Source organism: Pseudomonas umsongensis, assembly GCF_002236105.1.
GTDB lineage: Bacteria > Pseudomonadota > Gammaproteobacteria > Pseudomonadales > Pseudomonadaceae > Aquipseudomonas > Aquipseudomonas umsongensis.
The window spans coordinates 170271-187157 of the sequence record NZ_NIWU01000002.1 but is presented as its reverse complement, the minus strand read 5'-3'; the positions used below and the strand labels follow the sequence as shown (position 1 = coordinate 187157).

19 protein-coding genes are annotated in these 16887 nt (G+C 60.2%); 6 read left to right on the top strand and 13 right to left on the bottom strand.

Features of this window, described 5'->3' with window-relative positions; all coding sequences use genetic code 11:
* Nucleotides 1-8: 8 nt before the first annotated feature.
* From cysN to PSUM_RS11030, 3 genes are all read right to left on the bottom strand, one after another.
* Nucleotides 9-1907, bottom strand: a complete 1899-nt coding sequence (gene cysN, locus PSUM_RS11040; protein ID WP_020796658.1) for a sulfate adenylyltransferase subunit CysN — start codon at nt 1905-1907, stop codon at nt 9-11.
* 9 nt (nt 1908-1916) lie between these two features.
* The gene (gene cysD, locus PSUM_RS11035) at nt 1917-2834 is read right to left on the bottom strand and encodes a sulfate adenylyltransferase subunit CysD (RefSeq protein WP_020796656.1); all 918 of its coding nucleotides are present in this window, start codon (nt 2832-2834) and stop codon (nt 1917-1919) included.
* Nucleotides 2835-3084: 250 nt separating this feature from the next.
* Nucleotides 3085-3843 carry a Nif3-like dinuclear metal center hexameric protein gene (locus PSUM_RS11030; RefSeq protein WP_020796655.1) on the bottom strand — a complete coding sequence of 253 codons (759 nt, stop codon included), beginning with the start codon at nt 3841-3843 and terminating at the stop codon, nt 3085-3087.
* A 103-nt stretch (nt 3844-3946) separates the two neighbouring features.
* Between PSUM_RS11030 and algW the strand changes: the two genes are divergently transcribed.
* Nucleotides 3947-5107, top strand: a complete 1161-nt coding sequence (gene algW, locus PSUM_RS11025; RefSeq protein WP_020796654.1) for a Do family serine endopeptidase AlgW — start codon at nt 3947-3949, stop codon at nt 5105-5107.
* A 133-nt stretch (nt 5108-5240) separates the two neighbouring features.
* Here algW and hisC read toward each other — a convergent pair whose 3' ends face one another.
* From hisC to PSUM_RS10975, 10 genes are all read right to left on the bottom strand, one after another.
* The gene (gene hisC / locus PSUM_RS11020; RefSeq protein ID WP_020796653.1) at nt 5241-6293 is read right to left on the bottom strand and encodes a histidinol-phosphate transaminase; all 1053 of its coding nucleotides are present in this window, start codon (nt 6291-6293) and stop codon (nt 5241-5243) included.
* 1 nt (nt 6294) lies between these two features.
* Nucleotides 6295-7620 (bottom strand): histidinol dehydrogenase, encoded by a 1326-nt coding sequence (gene hisD, locus PSUM_RS11015; protein ID WP_020796652.1) that lies wholly within the window; start codon nt 7618-7620, stop codon nt 6295-6297.
* Between the two features lie 125 nt (nt 7621-7745).
* The gene (gene hisG, locus PSUM_RS11010) at nt 7746-8381 is read right to left on the bottom strand and encodes an ATP phosphoribosyltransferase (protein ID WP_008018703.1); all 636 of its coding nucleotides are present in this window, start codon (nt 8379-8381) and stop codon (nt 7746-7748) included.
* Nucleotides 8382-8508: 127 nt separating this feature from the next.
* Entirely contained in the window at nt 8509-9774 is a 1266-nt protein-coding gene (gene murA, locus PSUM_RS11005; RefSeq protein WP_020796651.1) for a UDP-N-acetylglucosamine 1-carboxyvinyltransferase, read from the bottom strand.
* A 22-nt stretch (nt 9775-9796) separates the two neighbouring features.
* Nucleotides 9797-10036: a BolA family protein gene (locus PSUM_RS11000; RefSeq protein ID WP_020796650.1), complete on the bottom strand. Its 240-nt coding sequence runs from the start codon at nt 10034-10036 to the stop codon at nt 9797-9799.
* A 114-nt stretch (nt 10037-10150) separates the two neighbouring features.
* Nucleotides 10151-10456, bottom strand: a complete 306-nt coding sequence (locus PSUM_RS10995; protein ID WP_042955295.1) for an STAS domain-containing protein — start codon at nt 10454-10456, stop codon at nt 10151-10153.
* The gene (locus tag PSUM_RS10990; RefSeq protein ID WP_020796648.1) at nt 10453-11106 is read right to left on the bottom strand and encodes an MlaC/ttg2D family ABC transporter substrate-binding protein; all 654 of its coding nucleotides are present in this window, start codon (nt 11104-11106) and stop codon (nt 10453-10455) included. Before PSUM_RS10990 ends, PSUM_RS10995 begins: the two co-directional genes overlap by 4 nt.
* An 11-nt stretch (nt 11107-11117) precedes the next feature.
* Nucleotides 11118-11585 carry an outer membrane lipid asymmetry maintenance protein MlaD gene (gene mlaD / locus PSUM_RS10985; protein WP_008054374.1) on the bottom strand — a complete coding sequence of 156 codons (468 nt, stop codon included), beginning with the start codon at nt 11583-11585 and terminating at the stop codon, nt 11118-11120.
* The gene (gene mlaE / locus PSUM_RS10980) at nt 11585-12382 is read right to left on the bottom strand and encodes a lipid asymmetry maintenance ABC transporter permease subunit MlaE (protein ID WP_020796647.1); all 798 of its coding nucleotides are present in this window, start codon (nt 12380-12382) and stop codon (nt 11585-11587) included. Before mlaE ends, mlaD begins: the two co-directional genes overlap by 1 nt.
* Nucleotides 12382-13191 (bottom strand): ATP-binding cassette domain-containing protein, encoded by an 810-nt coding sequence (locus tag PSUM_RS10975; protein ID WP_020796646.1) that lies wholly within the window; start codon nt 13189-13191, stop codon nt 12382-12384. Before PSUM_RS10975 ends, mlaE begins: the two co-directional genes overlap by 1 nt.
* 274 nt (nt 13192-13465) lie before the next feature.
* Here PSUM_RS10975 and PSUM_RS10970 point away from each other — a divergent pair, with 274 nt between their 5' ends.
* The 5 genes from PSUM_RS10970 to lptB are packed head-to-tail and all read left to right on the top strand — an operon-like array spanning nt 13466 to nt 16805.
* A complete protein-coding gene (locus PSUM_RS10970) occupies nt 13466-14440 on the top strand; it encodes a KpsF/GutQ family sugar-phosphate isomerase (RefSeq protein WP_020796645.1) in 975 nt (324 codons plus the stop codon).
* The gene (locus PSUM_RS10965; RefSeq protein ID WP_020796644.1) at nt 14440-14964 is read left to right on the top strand and encodes a KdsC family phosphatase; all 525 of its coding nucleotides are present in this window, start codon (nt 14440-14442) and stop codon (nt 14962-14964) included. Before PSUM_RS10970 ends, PSUM_RS10965 begins: the two co-directional genes overlap by 1 nt.
* 8 nt (nt 14965-14972) lie before the next feature.
* Entirely contained in the window at nt 14973-15545 is a 573-nt protein-coding gene (gene lptC / locus PSUM_RS10960; protein ID WP_020796643.1) for an LPS export ABC transporter periplasmic protein LptC, read from the top strand.
* A complete protein-coding gene (gene lptA, locus PSUM_RS10955) occupies nt 15532-16080 on the top strand; it encodes a lipopolysaccharide transport periplasmic protein LptA (RefSeq protein WP_033044848.1) in 549 nt (182 codons plus the stop codon). The genes lptC and lptA overlap by 14 nt, the downstream gene beginning before the upstream one ends.
* A complete protein-coding gene (lptB, locus tag PSUM_RS10950) occupies nt 16080-16805 on the top strand; it encodes an LPS export ABC transporter ATP-binding protein (RefSeq protein WP_008054366.1) in 726 nt (241 codons plus the stop codon). The genes lptA and lptB overlap by 1 nt, the downstream gene beginning before the upstream one ends.
* Nucleotides 16806-16887 lie beyond the last annotated feature (82 nt).

Here is a 16887-nt window from a genome sequence, read left to right as displayed (position 1 = left end):
GCCAGCGCTTAGATCGCGCCGCGCTTGCGCAGCAATTCCAGCACCTGCTTCACGCCGTCTTCCAGCGACACGGACTGGGTGTCGATCACCAGATCGGCATCCAGCGGCACGTCGTACGGGAAGGACTCGCCCGGGATGTTGTCCCCGGCCGCCGCGTACAGGCCCTGCGGGTCACGTTCGGCACAGACCGTCGGCGAGGCCTGGACGTAGACCGTCAGCAGGCGTTCTTTGCCGATCAGCTCCCGAGCCTGTTCACGACCTTCGGCACTCGGAGCAACGAACGCTGCCAGGGTCAGCAGACCGGCTTCGTTGAACTGACGCGCCACGTGCGCGGCACGACGCCAGTTCTCGGTGCGCCCGGCGCGATCCTGCGGCAGACCTTTGTTCAGGTCGTGACGCAGGTTCTGGCCATCGAGCACGTACACCGCACGACCCAGGTCGAACAGTTTGCGCTCGACTGCATAAGCCAGGGTGCTTTTGCCCGCGCCCGACAAGCCACTGAACAGCACGGTGGCGGGTTGCTGGCCAAAGCGCTGCGCGCGCTCTTCGGTAGCGACGTGGGCCAGCTTGCCGTGGTGGGTGCTGGTGCCATGCGCCAACGGCTGCGCGACGATCATGCCGGCACCGACGGTGCCGTTGGTCAGGCGGTCGATAATGATAAATGCACCGGTGGTGCGGTTGCTGTCGTAACCGTCGAGGGCGATCGGCGCGTCGAGCGCGATCTTGACCTTGCCGATTTCGTTCAGCTGCAGCGCACTGGCCGGGCCTTCTTCCAGGGTATTCACGTCGACCTTGTTGACGATGCTGGCGATGGAGCCCGGCACGTAACTGGTGGCGCGCTTGATGTCGTATTTCTTGCCCGGCAGCATCGGCTCTTCAGCCATCCACACCAGCATCGCTTCGAAGCTGTCGGTGACTGGCGGCACGTTGTCGGCATGCACCAACAGGTCGCCACGGGAGATGTCAATCTCGTCTTCCATGGTCAGGGTTACCGCCTGACCTGGACCAGCGTGCTCCAGTTCACCTTCGAAGGTGACGATGGATTTCACGCGGCTACTCTTGCCCGACGGCAGCACCACGACTTCGTCGCCCTTCTTGACGATGCCGCTGGCCAGGGTGCCGGCGAAACCGCGGAAGTTCAGGTTTGGACGGTTGACGTATTGCACCGGGAAACGCAGGTCGGTGAAGTTGCGGTCGCCCGCCACTTCCACGGTCTCGAGGATTTCCATCAGCGACTGGCCGGTGTACCACGGCGAGCGCTCGGATTTGTTCACCACGTTGTCGCCTTTGAGCGCAGACATCGGCACGAAGTGCATCGTGGTGGGCTTCATCTTCAAGCCTTCGGCGAACTGCAGGTAGTCAGCCTTGATCGACTCGAACACGCCCTGGTCGAAGTCCTTGAGGTCCATCTTGTTGATGGCAACGACGATATGCTTGATGCCCAGCAACGAGGCGATGAAGCTGTGGCGACGGGTCTGGGTCTGCACGCCGTAGCGGGCGTCGACCAGGATGATCGCCAGGTCACAGGTGGAGGCACCGGTGGCCATGTTGCGGGTGTACTGCTCATGGCCGGGGGTGTCGGCAATGATGAATTTGCGTTTGGCGGTGGAGAAATAGCGGTACGCGACATCGATGGTGATGCCTTGCTCACGCTCGGCCTGCAGGCCATCGACCAGCAGTGCCAGGTCGATGTCTTCACCGGTGGTGCCGACTTTTTTCGAGTCGCGGGTAATCGCTTCAAGGTGATCTTCGTAGATCATCTTGGAGTCGTGCAGCAGGCGCCCGATCAGGGTGCTCTTGCCGTCGTCGACGTTACCGCAGGTCAAAAAGCGCAGCAGCTCTTTACGTTCGTGCTGGCCCAGGTAGGCGAGGATGTCCTCGCTGATCAAATCAGATGCGTGCGACATGACAGCCCCTTAGAAATAACCTTGACGTTTTTTGTCTTCCATCGAGCCTGCGCCATCGTGGTCGATGACACGGCCCTGGCGCTCGGAAGTTCGCGTCAGGAGCATTTCCTGAATGATGTCCGTGAGGCTTTCGGCCTCGGACTCCACCGCGCCCGTCAACGGATAGCAGCCAAGGGTACGGAACCGCACTTTCTTCTTGACGATGCGCGCTTTGTCTTCATCGCTCAGGTGTTCGAGGATGCGCTCGTCGTCGATCATGATCAGGGTGCCGTTCTTCTCGATGACTTCACGCTCGGCGGCGAAGTACAGCGGGACGATCGGGATGCCTTCCAGATAGATGTACTGCCAGATGTCCAGCTCGGTCCAGTTCGACAACGGGAATACGCGGATGGATTCGCCCTTGTTGACCTTGCCGTTGTAGACGTTCCACAGCTCGGGGCGCTGGTTTTTCGGGTCCCAGCGGTGCTTGCTGTCGCGGAACGAGTACACACGCTCTTTGGCGCGGGACTTCTCTTCGTCGCGGCGGGCACCACCGAAGGCGGCGTCGAAACCATATTTGTCCAAGGCCTGCTTCAGGCCTTCGGTCTTCATGATGTCGGTATGCTTGGCACTGCCGTGGGTGAACGGATTGATGCCTTGTGCCACGCCGTCGGGGTTCACATGGGTGATCAGGTCCAGGCCCAGCTCGGCGACCATCTTGTCGCGGAACCTGTACATCTCCTGGAATTTCCACTGGGTGTCGACGTGCATCACCGGGAACGGCAGCTTGCCGGGGAAGAACGCCTTGCGTGCCAGGTGCAGCATCACGGCGGAGTCTTTACCGATGGAGTACAGCATCACCGGGTTGTCGAACTCGGCGGCCACCTCGCGGATGATGTGGATGCTTTCCGCCTCCAGCTGTTTCAGATGCGTCAGTTTGTCGACCATGGCTACTCACGAAAACATTCTTATGAACGGCCAGCGGGCCGTGTTCGAGCGGGGAATCCTAGCACAGCGCCCCCTTCTAATGAGGACGCGAACTAGATCGAAAGAGCATATGAATATGCCCGCCTGTTTGGGCGTTCATTGGCGAACTCATCTCTGTAGGAGCTGCCGCAGGCTGCGATCTTTTGATCTTGATCTTGAAAAAGCAAAATCAAAAGATCGCAGCCTGCGGCAGCTCCTACAGGGGGGCCTCTCAGATCGGGTTCGGGCAATCGATGAAGATGTGCTCAAGGGCAAACCGTTTCGCCAGGTAATCACCCAGCGCCTGCACGCCATAACGCTCGGTGGCGTGGTGCCCGGCAGCAATGAAGCTGATGTCGTTTTCACGGGCACTGTGGAAGGTTTGCTCCGAGGCTTCGCCGCTGAGGTACAGATCGACGCCCGCCAGTATCGCCTGGTCGATGTAGCCCTGACCGCCACCGGTGCACCAGCCAACGCGGCGGATCATTGCGCTGCCTTCAATCAGCAATGGCTCGCGGCCCATGACTTCTTGCACACGGCGGGCGAAATCCCGGGGGGTGGCGGGCTCGTTCAACGAACCGACCAGGCCGACGATTTTCAGGTTGTCAGGGTCCAGCGGACCTTCGACGGTGATGTCCAGTTGCCGTGCCAACTGCACGTTGTTGCCAACATCAGGGTGCAGGTCCAGCGGCAGGTGATAGGACAGCAGGCTGATGTCGTGCTTGAGCAGGGTCTTGAGGCGGCGCTGCTTCATGCCGGTGATGCAGGGGTTCTCGCCTTTCCAGAAGTAGCCGTGATGCACCAGCACCAGATCCGCGTTGGCCTCCACCGCAGCATCGAGCAAGGCCTGGCTGGCGGTGACGCCGCTGACGATGCGCATCACCTGCGGCCGGCCCTCGACCTGCAGGCCGTTGGGGCAGTAATCGGCAATTTTCGAACTAGCGAGGTAACGGTCGGCTTCTTCGACCAGGGTGCTCAGGGCGACGGCCATAAAAGACTCCTAAATATCCCGTTCAGAGGCACGCGCGGCCTCGTATAATGCGCGTCATTATGAGCGGTCTCATACCGCCTGCAACTCTCTCAGGACGTACTTAATGCTCAAGGCGCTGCGTTTTTCCGGCTGGCCGCTGTTGGCCGGCGTGCTTGTCGCTCTGTTAATCATCCAGCGTTACCCGCAGTGGGTTGGGCTTCCAAGCCTCGACGTCAACCTGCAACAGGCCCCGCAAACCACCAATATGCAGCAAGGCCCGGTGTCCTATTCCGACGCGGTGACCACCGCCGCGCCGTCGGTGGTGAACCTGTACACCACCAAAGTCATCAACAAACCCAATCATCCGCTGTTCGAGGACCCGCAGTTTCGTCGATTCTTCGGCGACAACTCGCCCAAGCAGAAACGCATGGAGTCGAGCCTGGGCTCCGGCGTGATCATGAGCCCGGAAGGCTACATCCTGACCAACAACCACGTGACCAGCGGTGCCGACCAGATCGTGGTGGCGCTCAAGGACGGCCGTGAAACCCTGGCTCGGGTGATTGGCAGCGACCCGGAAACCGACCTCGCGGTCCTCAAGATCGACCTGAAGAAACTGCCTTCGATCACTGTCGGCCGCTCCGACAACATCCGCATCGGCGACGTGGCCCTCGCCATCGGCAACCCGTTCGGCGTCGGCCAGACCGTAACCATGGGCATCATCAGTGCCACCGGGCGTAATCAGCTGGGCCTGAACAACTACGAAGACTTCATCCAGACCGACGCCGCGATCAACCCCGGCAACTCCGGCGGTGCGCTGGTGGACGCCAACGGCAACCTGACCGGCATTAACACGGCGATCTTCTCCAAGTCAGGAGGTTCACAAGGCATTGGCTTCGCGATTCCGGTGAAGCTGGCCATGGAAGTGATGAAATCGATCATCGAACACGGCCAGGTGATTCGCGGCTGGCTCGGTATTGAAGTGCAGCCATTGTCCCAGGAACTGGCGGAATCGTTTGGCCTGTCGGGGCGTCCGGGCATCGTCGTCGCCGGGATTTTCCGCGACGGTCCGGCGCAGAAAGCCGGCCTGCAACTGGGCGATGTGATTCTCAGCATCGACGGCGAACCGGCTGGCGATGGCCGACGCTCGATGAACCAGGTCGCGCGGATCAAGCCAACCGATAAGGTCACGATCGAGGTGATGCGCAACGGCAAGGAACTCAAGCTCACGGCGGAAATCGGCTTGCGCCCGCCACCGGCACCGGTCAAAGAGAAAGAAGAAAACTAAGCGATCAACACAAAACCCCTGTAGGAGCGAACATGCTCGCGATGGTCGTCAACGATAACGCTGGAAGCCTGACACCCCACTGCGTTCTCTAGTCCATCGCGAGCATGCTCGCTCCTACAGGGTTGGCTGTGGTTCAGAGGTCGCCGAGGCCGTCGATCAGGGCCTGGTTTTGCTCAGGCGTGCCGATCGAAATCCGCAGGAACTGGGCAATTCGCTCCTGCTTGAAGTGCCGGACGATCACACCTTGCTCGCGCAGTTTAGCTGCCAGGCCTGCCGCATCGTGCTTGGGGTGACGGGCAAAAATGAAGTTCGCGGCCGACGGCAGCACTTCAAAGCCCTTAGCCTGCAACTGCGCGACCACCTTGTCGCGGCTCTCGATGACCAATCGGCACGTCTTGTCGAAGTACTCACGATCTTCGAACGCCGCCGCCGCGCCGACGTTCGCCATGCGATCGATCGGATAGGAGTTAAAGCTGTTCTTGATCCGCTCCAGCGCCTCGATCAGGTCCGGATGCCCCACCGCCAAGCCAACCCGCAGGCCCGCCAGGGAGCGGGATTTTGACAGGGTCTGGGTCACTAGCAGGTTCGGATAACGGTCTACCAACGTGATTGCCGTCTCGCCACCGAAGTCGATGTAAGCCTCATCCACCACGACCACCGAGTCCGGGCTGCCCTTGAGGATTTGCTCGACCGCCTCCAGCGCCAACAGGCAACCGGTCGGTGCGTTCGGGTTGGGGAAAATGATCCCGCCGTTCGGTTTTGCGTAGTCCGCAGGATTGATCTGGAACTGCTCGTCCAGCGGCACTGCATCGAACTTGATGCCGTACAGCCCGCAATAGACCGGATAGAAGCTGTAGCTGATGTCCGGGAACAGCAGCGGCTGATCGTGCTGCAGCAACCCGTGGAAGATGTGCGCCAGCACTTCGTCGGAGCCGTTGCCGAGAAATACCTGGTTACTCTGCACGCCGTAGTACTTGGCCACGGCATTTTTCAGCAGATCGCTGTTCGGGTCCGGGTACAGGCGCAGATTGTCGTTCAGTTCGGCCTGCATCGCAGCCAAGGCCTTGGGCGATGGACCGTACGGGTTTTCGTTGGTGTTGAGCTTCACCAGTTTCGCCAGCTTTGGCTGCTCGCCCGGTACGTAAGGCACCAGGTTCTTGACGAACGGGCTCCAGAATTTACTCATCTCAGTTCCCCTGCTTGTCGTCGATGATGCGGTATTCGGCACTGCGGGCGTGGGCAGTCAGCGACTCGCCACGGGCCAGCACGGAAGCGGTTTTACCCAGGTCGGACGCGCCCTGTTCCGAGCAAAAAATGATCGACGAACGTTTCTGGAAGTCGTATACGCCCAGCGGCGACGAGAACCGCGCCGTGCCGGAAGTCGGCAATACGTGGTTCGGGCCTGCGCAGTAGTCGCCCAGTGCTTCGCTGGTGTGGCGACCCATGAAGATGGCGCCGGCATGACGGATCTGTGGAAGCCAGGCTTGCGGATCGGCAACCGACAACTCCAGGTGCTCCGGCGCGATGCGGTTGGCCACTTCGATGGCTTGCTCCATGTCACGCACCTGGATCAGCGCACCACGGCCGTTGATCGAGGTTTCGATGATCTCGGCGCGCTCCATGGTCGGCATCAGTTTGGCAATGCTCGCGGCGACCTGATCGAGAAAGGCCGCATCCGGGCTGACCAGGATCGCCTGGGCGTCTTCGTCATGCTCGGCCTGGGAGAACAGATCCATGGCGATCCAGTCAGGATCAGTCAGGCCGTCACACACCACGAGGATCTCGGACGGGCCGGCAATCATGTCGATACCGACCTGGCCAAACACGTGACGCTTGGCGGTGGCGACATAGATGTTGCCCGGGCCAACCACTTTGTCGACTTGCGGCACGCTTTCGGTGCCATAAGCCAGCGCGGCAACAGCTTGTGCGCCACCGATGGTGAACACACGGTCAACGCCCGCGATGCAGGCAGCAGCCAGCACCAGCTCGTTGATTTCACCGCGCGGGGTCGGCACCACCATGACCACTTCGGTCACACCGGCAACCTTGGCCGGAATCGCGTTCATCAACACGGAAGAAGGGTACGACGCCTTGCCGCCCGGCACGTACAGACCGGCGCGATCGAGCGGCGTGACCTTCTGGCCCAGCACGGTGCCGTCAGCTTCGGTGTAGCTCCAGGAGTCCTGTTTCTGCTTCTCGTGGTAGCTGCGTACGCGGGCCGCGGCTTTTTCCAGGGCCTCGCGCTGTGGCACGGTAATGCGGGTCAACGCCAGTTCCAGGCGCTCGCGCGGCAGGATCAGGTCGGCCATGGAGGCGACGTCCAACCCGTCGAACTGTCGGGTGAACTCCACCAACGCGGCATCGCCACGCTCGCGCACGGCCTTGATGATGTCCAGCACCCGCTGATTGACCGAGTCGTCAGACACACTTTCCCAGCTCAGCAGATGATCCAGATGATGTGCGAAATCCGGGTCAGCAGCGTTGAGTCGGCGAATTGCAGTCGGTGCGGTCATAGCGAGAGCCTCATAGGATTGGCAAAAAACTCAGGCGCCCGAAGCTAACATTCGATCCGCTTGGGCACCTGAGAATTCTGGCTATGAGGCGGATAGACGGCGCAACTCAAAGTCGCGCGGGTGAATCAGCCGCGGTGTCGAGACTCCACTGCCTTGCGCAGGGTGTCGATCAACGCCTGGATACGGGCGTGCTGCATTTTCATCGAAGCTTTATTGACGATCAGCCGGGAGCTGATGGCCGCGATGAAATCCTGTGGCTCCAGGCCGTTGGCCCGCAGCGTGTTACCGGTGTCGACCACGTCGATAATCTTGTCGGCCAAGCCGATCAGCGGAGCCAGCTCCATCGAGCCGTAGAGCTTGATGATGTCGACCTGACGGCCCTGCTCGGCATAGTAGCGCTTGGCAACGTTGACGAACTTGGTGGCGATACGCAGGCGACCCTTGGGCTCGACCGCGCCGACCTTGCCGGCGGTCATCAACTTGCACTGGGCAATCTGCAAGTCCAATGGCTCGTACAGGCCTTGACCGCCGTATTCCATCAGCACGTCTTTACCAGCAACACCGAGGTCGGCGGCACCATGCTCGACATAAGTCGGCACGTCGGTGGCACGCACGATCAACAGGCGTACATCTTCCTGGGTCGTGGGAATGATCAGCTTGCGACTCTTGTCCGGATTCTCGGTCGGCACGATGCCCGCTTCAGCCAGAAGCGGCAGGGTGTCGTCAAGGATGCGGCCCTTGGACAGTGCGATGGTCAACATGGGAAACGTCAGTCCTTATCAAGGTACTCATGTCCGGTCGCAAATGGCGCCGGACACACATCGAGCCGGAAACCGGCTCGACTTACAACAATTCAACGGGCACGTCCCTGCGCCCATGCAGCAGAAACTAGCCCGGAACGCGGCGGATCTTGGCGCCCAGCATCTGCAGTTTCTCTTCGATGCACTCGTAACCACGGTCTATGTGGTAGATGCGGTCGATCAGGGTATCGCCGTCGGCAATCAGCGCCGAAATCACCAGGCTGGCCGAAGCCCGCAGGTCGGTGGCCATCACTGGCGCGCCCTTGAGCTTCTCGGTGCCGGTAACGATGGCGGTGTTGCCCTCGACCTGGATCTTGGCGCCCATGCGGTGCAGTTCGTACACGTGCATGAAGCGGTTTTCGAAGATCGTCTCGATCACAGCGCCCGTGCCTTCGGCAATGGCGTTGAGGGAGATGAACTGCGCCTGCATGTCGGTCGGGAACGCCGGGTACGGAGCGGTTCGCACGTTCACGGCTTTAGGCCGCTTGCCGTGCATGTTCAGCTCGATCCAGTCTTCACCGGTGGTGATTTCGGCGCCCGCTTCGCGGAGTTTCTCCAGCACGGCTTCGAGAATGGTCGGATCGGTGTCCTTGACCTTCACACGCCCGCCGGTCACGGCTGCGGCCACCAGGTAGGTGCCGGTTTCGATACGGTCCGGCATCACCTTGTAGGTGGTGGTGTGCAGACGCTCAACGCCATCGATGGTGATGGTGTCGGTACCAGCGCCGGAAACCTTGGCACCCATCGCGTTCAGGAAGTTCGCCAGGTCGACGACTTCAGGCTCGCGCGCGGCGTTCGCCAGGACACTGCGTCCCTTGGCCAGGGCTGCAGCCATCATGATGTTTTCGGTACCGGTCACACTGACGGTGTCGAAGAAGAAATGCGCACCGCGCAGGCCGCCTTCTGGCGCCTTGGCCTTGATGTAGCCGCCTTCGACGTCGATGATCGCGCCCATGGCCTCCAGGCCACGGATGTGCAGGTCCACCGGTCGCGAACCGATGGCGCAACCGCCAGGCAACGCGACTTCGGCTTCACCGAAACGGGCAACCATCGGGCCCAGCACCAGGATCGACGCACGCATGGTCTTAACCAGTTCGTACGGAGCGATCAGGGTCTTGATGGTCCGCGGATCGATTTCGACGGCCAGTTTCTCGTCGATCACCGGCTCGATCCCCATGCGACCGAACAATTCGATCATGGTGGTGATGTCGTGCAGGTGTGGCAGGTTGGCAACGGTCACCGGACCATCGCACAGCAGGGTAGCCGCCAGGATCGGCAGGGCAGAGTTCTTTGCCCCGGAGATGCGGATCTCGCCGTCAAGACGAGCACCGCCAGTAATAATCAATTTATCCATAAGAATCTCTACGCCCGTGGGCTCAGGTGCGCTCGGCCCAGGCCGCGCTGCTGAAAAATTTCATAGTGACCGCATGGATGCTGCCATCGGTGATCCATGGGTTCAAATGGGCATAGACCTGCTGCTGACGCTTCACCGGGCTCAACGCCGCCAGTTCATCGCTAATCACGTTCAGCTGGAAATTGCAGCCTTCGCCCTCGACTTCTACCTTCGTTCCGGGCAGCTTTCCTTCAAGAAAGCTCTTCACTTCGTTGGCCTGCATGCTCAACCTCAATCGGCGCCCTGTGCGCGCGGGTCGGACATCATACAAAAAAGCCCCGCGCCTGCGAACCCCGGGAAGCAGGACTCTGACGGGGGGCTTCTTTATAGATGCGGGTTAGGGATGCGCCAACAGCTCGGTCAGTTCACTGACCTGAGCGATTTCGCGCATGTCTTCTGGCATCCCGCGGATGCTCAGCGCCTTGCCGGCCGCCTGGGCATCTCGCATGAAACACAACAGCAACGACAGACCGACGCTGCTGGATTTCTCCACCGCCGAACAATCGACTACCACGGCCGCAGCCTTGCTGGCCTTGATCAGCGCCCGCCCCTGCTCGCGCAATTGAGGGCCGGTGCGATAATCCAGCACACCGCTGAGCCGCAGCTCGCCGGCGTCGTCCATCTGGACCGCCGCCTCACTCATTGGGTCTGTTTCTCGGTGGATTGCTCAGCGGTTTCCTTGGCCTTGGCGACTTCCCCGGCCCAACCATTGATGGTTTTGTCCAGGTCGTTGCCATTGCGCTGCATCGCATCAGCGAACTGATCACGGAACAGCTTGCCAATGTTGATACCGTTGATGATGACGTTGCGCAGCTTCCACTCGCCGCCGATCTTTTCCAGTGTGTAGGACACAGGATAGATCGCGCCGTTGCTGCCCTTGACTGTCATGCCGACGCTCGTACGGTTGCCCGACTCGTCCTTGGCAGGATCAACGGTGATGCCTTGGTTGTTGTACTCAAGCAAGGCATTGCCATAGAACTGGAACAGACCCTTCTTGAAGTTTTCTTCAAAGGTCTTCATTTGCGCAGGGGTCGCCTTGCGCGAGTACTTGACCGTCATGATGCTCTTGGAAATACCTTCGGCATCCACTACAGGCCCGACAATGCTGTTGAGCGCCGCGTAGAAGTCCTGCGGATCCTGCTTGTACTTCTCTTTGTTGGCGGCCAGGTCGGCCAGCAGCCGGTTGGTGGTGTCCTGGACCAGCTCGTGCGCGCTAGGCGCCGCCACGGCATGGGCCATCATCGGCAAGGCCGCGAGCAAAACCAACAGGCCACGTCGCAAGGTAGAGATCATTCAAAAGCTCCTCATTTGGCGTCTTTGCTAACGGTATTGAGCAGGAATTTACCGATCAGGTCCTCGAGCACCAGCGACGACTGGGTGTCGTGGATGGTCCCGCCATCCTTGAGCAGGGCCTCTTCCCCGCCCACACTGATGCCGATGTACTTCTCGCCCAACAGGCCAGCGGTCAGGATAGATGCAGTGGAATCTGCCGGTAGGTTATCTACGCGCTTCTCCAGTTGCATGGTTACCCGACCGGTGAAACTGTCGCGATCCAGATCGATTGCCGTGACCTTGCCGATGGTCACACCGGCCATGGTCACTTTAGCTCTGACAGTCAAACCGGCGATATTGTCGAAATACGCATAAAGTTTATAGGTTTCGGTGCTCGGGCTCGGGGACAGTCCACTGACCCGCAACGCCAGCAACAGCAAAGCCAGGATGCCAGCCAGCAAGAAAAGGCCGACACCGATTTCCAGGGTGCGGTTTTGCATCAGAAATCTCCAAACATCAAGGCGGTCAGAATAAAGTCCAGGCCGAGCACAGCCAAAGAGGCATACACCACGGTCTTGGTAGTGGCACGACTGATCCCCTCTGAAGTGGGTTCACAGTCATAGCCTTGGAATACGGCGATCCAGGTCACGACAAAGGCGAAGACAATGCTTTTGATGATGCCGTTGAGCACATCGTCGACAAAGGTCACGCTGTTCTGCATGTTCGACCAGTAGGAGCCTTCATACACGCCCAGCCAGTCGACGGCCACCCAGGAACCGCCCCAGATACCCACCACGCTGAAGATCATTGCCAGCACCGGCAAGGAAATGAAGCCGGCCCACAGGCGCGGGGCAATGATGTACTTGAGCGGGTCCACCCCGATCATCTCCAGGCTGGAGAGCTGTTCGGTGGACTTCATGTTGCCGATTTCCGCGGTCAGTGCCGAACCGGCACGCCCGGCGAACAGCAATGCCGTGACCACCGGCCCCAACTCACGCAGCAGCGTCAGCGCCACCATCTGCCCCACCGCCTGCTCCGAACCGTAGCTGGACAGGATGTTGAAGCCTTGCAGCGCCAGCACCATGCCGATGAATATCCCGGAGACCACGATGATCACCAGGGACATCACGCCCACCGAATGCAGTTGCTTGACCAGCAGGCCAAACCCGCCACCGATGCCACCACGCCCCAGCAGTGCGTGAAACAGAAACAGCGAAGAGCGCCCGAACACCGCCAGCACGTCGATGCCGCCCTGGCCGAACCGGCGCACCCTTTCCAAAAGTGAAATCTTGCGCATCAACGCTTCCCCAGGAGATCTGCGCGGTAATCCGTCGCTGGAAAGTGATAGGGGACCGGACCGTCGGGCTCGCCTGTCATGAATTGACGGATACGCGGATCGTCCGAGTTCATCAGCTCGTCGGGCGAGCCCTGCCCCAACACCTGCCCGTCGCCCACGACATAGATGTAGTCGGCGATGCTGGCGGTTTCGGCCAGGTCATGGGAAACCACGATGCTGGTAATGCCCAGCGCATCGTTGAGCAAGCGGATCAGGCGCACCAGCACGCCCATGGCAATGGGGTCCTGGCCGACGAAGGGCTCGTCATACATGAGAATCTGCGGATCGAGCGCAATTGCCCGCGCCAGTGCGACACGACGCTTCATGCCGCCGGACAGTTCGTCGGGCATCAGGTCGATCGCACCGCGCAATCCCACGGCCTGCAATTTGAGCAGGACGATGTCGCGGATCATTTCTTCGGGCAGCTCGGTGTGAACGCGCAACGGAAACGCGACGTTCTCGAAGACATCGAGGTCGGTAAACAGTGCGCCACTCTGAAACAGCACACCCATGTGCTTGCGTGCATCGAACAGATCACTGCGCGACAACGCCGGCAGGTTCTGACCATTGACCCATACTTCGCCACTGGCAGGCCGCAACTGCGCGCCCATCAAGCGCAACAGCGTGGTCTTGCCACACCCGGAAGGCCCCATGATGCCGGTGACCTTGCCGCGCGGGATGCGGATATCAATGTTATTGAAAATGCTGCGCGCACCGCGCTTGAAGGTCAGTCCCTTCAGCTCGACCGCGTAGGCGTTATCGGCACTCATCTAAACTCCTTGCGATGCAGCCTCACACTCGGACGCCGGGCTTCCTGACAAAAGCACATACTCCTGGGCGGGCCGAACTGGCGGCGAACTATATCACTGCAAGCGTCACGCGCCCAAGGCCAATGCCAGACCATGTTCAGCGACATGACAGCCAGAAAGCTCCATCTAGAGGGGATTCGGTAACAACAGATGACGATGGGCAACGAACTTGCGTGAGGGTTTCAACCATACCGGCTATAATCGCCGCCTTTTCATCAGGCCAAACATTTTCAAAATGAGCCAATCCAGCGACCTGATCAAGTCAGCACAACGCACCATCCGCCTCGAACTGGAAGCCGTAAAAAGCTTGCTGCCCCGTATCGACAAGGATTTCGTGCGCGCCTGCGAAATGATTCTGGCCAGCAAAGGCCGCGTCGTCGTGGTCGGCATGGGCAAATCGGGGCACATCGGCAACAAGATCGCCGCCACCCTGGCCAGTACCGGTACCACGGCCTTTTTCGTGCACCCGGCCGAAGCCAGCCATGGCGACATGGGCATGATTACCCGTGATGACATCATCCTGGCACTGTCGAACTCCGGCTCGACCAATGAAATCATCACCCTGCTGCCGCTGATCAAGCGCCTGGGCATCCAGCTGATCAGCATGACGGGCAAGCCCGACTCGCCGCTGGCCAAGGCGGCAGAGGTCAACCTGAATGTACAGGTCGACCACGAGGCCTGCCCATTGAACCTGGCGCCCACCTCGTCGACGACCGCGGCACTGGTCATGGGTGACGCCCTCGCCGTCGCGCTGCTGGAAGCTCGCGGTTTTACCGCTGAGGATTTCGCCTTTTCCCATCCGGGCGGTGCGCTGGGCCGACGCCTGCTGCTGAAAGTGGAAGACGTCATGCACGCCGGGCAAGAGCTGCCGCAGGTACAACGCGGCACCCTGCTCAAGGATGCGCTGATGGAAATGACCCGCAAGGGCCTGGGCATGACCGTGATAATGGAGGCCGACGGCAAGCTGGCCGGGATCTTCACCGATGGTGATTTACGCCGCACGCTGGACCGCAGCATCGACATCCACACCGCCACTATTGATCAGGTCATGACGGCCCATGGCAAGACGGCCCGTTCCGAAATGCTCGCCGCCGAGGCCCTGAAAATAATGGAAGATCACAAAATCAACGCGCTGGTCGTGGTCGACAGCGAAGATCGCCCGGTCGGTGCCCTGAACATGCACGACTTGCTGCGTGCGGGAGTAATGTAATGAGCACGGACCTGCTGCAACGCGGCCAACAGATCAAACTGGCGGTGTTCGACGTCGACGGCGTCCTGACCGACGGGCGCCTGTACTTCCTCGAAGACGGTAGCGAATTCAAGACGTTCAACACCCTCGACGGCCAGGGCATCAAGATGCTGATGGCCGCCGGCGTACAGACCGCGATCATCAGCGGCCGCAAAACCCCGGTAGTCGAACGACGCGCGAAGAACCTCGGCATTCCCCACCTGTACCAGGGCCGCGAAGACAAACTGGTGGTACTCGACGAGCTTCTTGCGCAACTCGGCCTAAGCTATGAACAGGTCGCCTACCTCGGTGACGACCTGCCGGACCTGCCGGTGATCCGCCGCGTCGGCCTGGGCATGGCAGTGGCCAACGCCGCCAGCTTCGTGCGCGAACACGCACATGGCATCACCCTGGCCCGTGGCGGCGAAGGTGCTGCCCGCGAGTTCTGCGAATTGATCCTGCGCGCCCAGGGCCGCCTCGATGCGGCCAATGCCGCGTACCTGTGAGCCAAATCATGTTCAGCAAAAAAGTTCGCAAGACATTGGTGGTCAGTTGCATCGTGGCGATTTTCGCCGCGGTCGGCTACTGGAACATCAGCCCGGAACGCTTTCTCGACAAGCCACCGGCCAAGACTGAAGAAAGCCCGATCGACTGGTACGCGACCAACACTCACACCTTGCAGTACCTCGAAGACGGCAAGGTGCAATACGAAATGACGTCGGAAAAAGCCGAGCACGTCAAGGCAACCGACATCACGCTGGTGACCAAACCCGACCTGAACATGTACCGCGGCACTGATTTTCCGTGGCATGTGACCAGCGATCACGGTGAGGTGAACTCCGGCGGGACCGAGGTCGAACTGATCGACAACGTGCGCGTCAAGCGTACCGACGAAAAGAACCGCGACACCCTGATCACCAGTACTCGCATGACCGTGTTCCCGCAGCAGCAATATGCGCAGACCCAGCAACCCGTTAGAATCGACGGCGCTGGCGGTGTATCGACTGGTGTCGGCATGAAGGCGTATTTGAAAGAAAGCAGGATACACCTGCTATCGAACGTAAGAGGACAGTATGAGGCTCGTTAAAACCCTCCCTATTTTGCTCAGTCTGGGCGCAGCACTGGGAAGCGTGAGCGCCTGGGCTCTGCCGGACGATCAGCAGCAACCCATCCGCATCCAGGCTGACGACGCCCAACTGGACGACAAGAACGGTGTGGCCACCTATACGGGCGATGTGGTCATCACCCAGGGCTCGATCATTGTCAAGGGCAACAAGGTGACCATGACCCGCGCCCCCGATGGCGACGTCGACGTGGTGACCTCGGTGGGTAACCTGGCCTACTTCGAGCAACTGCAGACCGCAGGCGACACCAAGCCCGTGCAGGGATGGGGCGTGACCATCCAGTACCTCGCCAAGCAAAATCGTGTCGTGCTGATCGACCGCGCCAAGGTCATCGACAAGGACAGCAACGTCACTCAAGGCGAGAAAATCGTCTATGACACCGAGAAAAAGCTGGCCAGCGCCGGTCGCGCAACGGGCAGCAAGGTGACCGAGTCGCGTCCGCGCATCGACATGGTGATCCAGCCGAAAAAGAAAACCGACGAGCAAAAGGCCCCTTAATGGCAACTCTGAAAGCCCAGCACCTGGCCAAGAGCTACAAGAGCCGCCAGGTCGTGCGAGACGTCAGCCTGTCCATCGACAGCGGCCAGATCGTCGGCCTGCTCGGCCCCAACGGCGCCGGCAAGACCACCTGCTTCTACATGATCGTCGGCCTGGTACAGGCTGATCAGGGGCGCGTGCTGATTGATGACCTCGATGTCAGCCACCAGCCGATGCACGGTCGTGCCAAGGCGGGTATCGGTTATCTGCCGCAAGAAGCGTCGATCTTCCGCAAACTCTCCGTGGCCGACAACATCATGGCCATCCTCGAGACCCGCAAGGAACTCGACAAGGCCGGTCGCCGCAAGGAACTGGAAAGCCTGCTGCAGGAGTTCCACATCAGCCACATCCGCGACAACCTCGGCATGAGCCTGTCCGGTGGCGAACGCCGTCGCGTGGAAATCGCCCGGGCACTGGCCACCAACCCGAAATTCATCCTGCTCGACGAACCGTTCGCCGGCGTTGACCCGATCTCCGTGGGTGACATCAAGCAGATCATCCACCACCTCAAGGCCAAGGGCATCGGCGTACTGATCACCGACCACAACGTCCGCGAAACCCTGGATATCTGCGAAACCGCCTATATTGTCAACGATGGTCAACTGATCGCCGAAGGCGACGCTGAAACCATCCTGGCCAATGACCTGGTGAAAGAAGTGTACCTGGGGCATGAATTCCGCCTGTAAGCATCGCGGTGTCCGGCGAGTCGGCAGAGCGCTTGGCGCAATAAAAAATCAACCTTTTTTTATTGTTACAGCGCTCTAGGCA

Excerpts from the sequence above, each read along its gene's own strand:
- cysN (WP_020796658.1), bottom strand. The coding sequence starts at position 1,907 with ATGTCGCACGCATCTGATTTGATCAGCGAGGACATCCTCGCCTACCTG.
- cysD (WP_020796656.1), bottom strand. The coding sequence starts at position 2,834 with ATGGTCGACAAACTGACGCATCTGAAACAGCTGGAGGCGGAAAGCATC.
- PSUM_RS11030 (WP_020796655.1), bottom strand. The coding sequence starts at position 3,843 with ATGGCCGTCGCCCTGAGCACCCTGGTCGAAGAAGCCGACCGTTACCTC.
- algW (WP_020796654.1), top strand. The coding sequence starts at position 3,947 with ATGCTCAAGGCGCTGCGTTTTTCCGGCTGGCCGCTGTTGGCCGGCGTG.
- hisC (WP_020796653.1), bottom strand. The coding sequence starts at position 6,293 with ATGAGTAAATTCTGGAGCCCGTTCGTCAAGAACCTGGTGCCTTACGTA.
- hisD (WP_020796652.1), bottom strand. The coding sequence starts at position 7,620 with ATGACCGCACCGACTGCAATTCGCCGACTCAACGCTGCTGACCCGGAT.
- hisG (WP_008018703.1), bottom strand. The coding sequence starts at position 8,381 with ATGTTGACCATCGCACTGTCCAAGGGCCGCATCCTTGACGACACCCTG.
- murA (WP_020796651.1), bottom strand. The coding sequence starts at position 9,774 with ATGGATAAATTGATTATTACTGGCGGTGCTCGTCTTGACGGCGAGATC.
- PSUM_RS11000 (WP_020796650.1), bottom strand. The coding sequence starts at position 10,036 with ATGCAGGCCAACGAAGTGAAGAGCTTTCTTGAAGGAAAGCTGCCCGGA.
- PSUM_RS10995 (WP_042955295.1), bottom strand. The coding sequence starts at position 10,456 with ATGAGTGAGGCGGCGGTCCAGATGGACGACGCCGGCGAGCTGCGGCTC.
- PSUM_RS10990 (WP_020796648.1), bottom strand. The coding sequence starts at position 11,106 with ATGATCTCTACCTTGCGACGTGGCCTGTTGGTTTTGCTCGCGGCCTTG.
- mlaD (WP_008054374.1), bottom strand. The coding sequence starts at position 11,585 with ATGCAAAACCGCACCCTGGAAATCGGTGTCGGCCTTTTCTTGCTGGCT.
- mlaE (WP_020796647.1), bottom strand. The coding sequence starts at position 12,382 with ATGCGCAAGATTTCACTTTTGGAAAGGGTGCGCCGGTTCGGCCAGGGC.
- PSUM_RS10975 (WP_020796646.1), bottom strand. The coding sequence starts at position 13,191 with ATGAGTGCCGATAACGCCTACGCGGTCGAGCTGAAGGGACTGACCTTC.
- PSUM_RS10970 (WP_020796645.1), top strand. The coding sequence starts at position 13,466 with ATGAGCCAATCCAGCGACCTGATCAAGTCAGCACAACGCACCATCCGC.
- PSUM_RS10965 (WP_020796644.1), top strand. The coding sequence starts at position 14,440 with ATGAGCACGGACCTGCTGCAACGCGGCCAACAGATCAAACTGGCGGTG.
- lptC (WP_020796643.1), top strand. The coding sequence starts at position 14,973 with ATGTTCAGCAAAAAAGTTCGCAAGACATTGGTGGTCAGTTGCATCGTG.
- lptA (WP_033044848.1), top strand. The coding sequence starts at position 15,532 with ATGAGGCTCGTTAAAACCCTCCCTATTTTGCTCAGTCTGGGCGCAGCA.
- lptB (WP_008054366.1), top strand. The coding sequence starts at position 16,080 with ATGGCAACTCTGAAAGCCCAGCACCTGGCCAAGAGCTACAAGAGCCGC.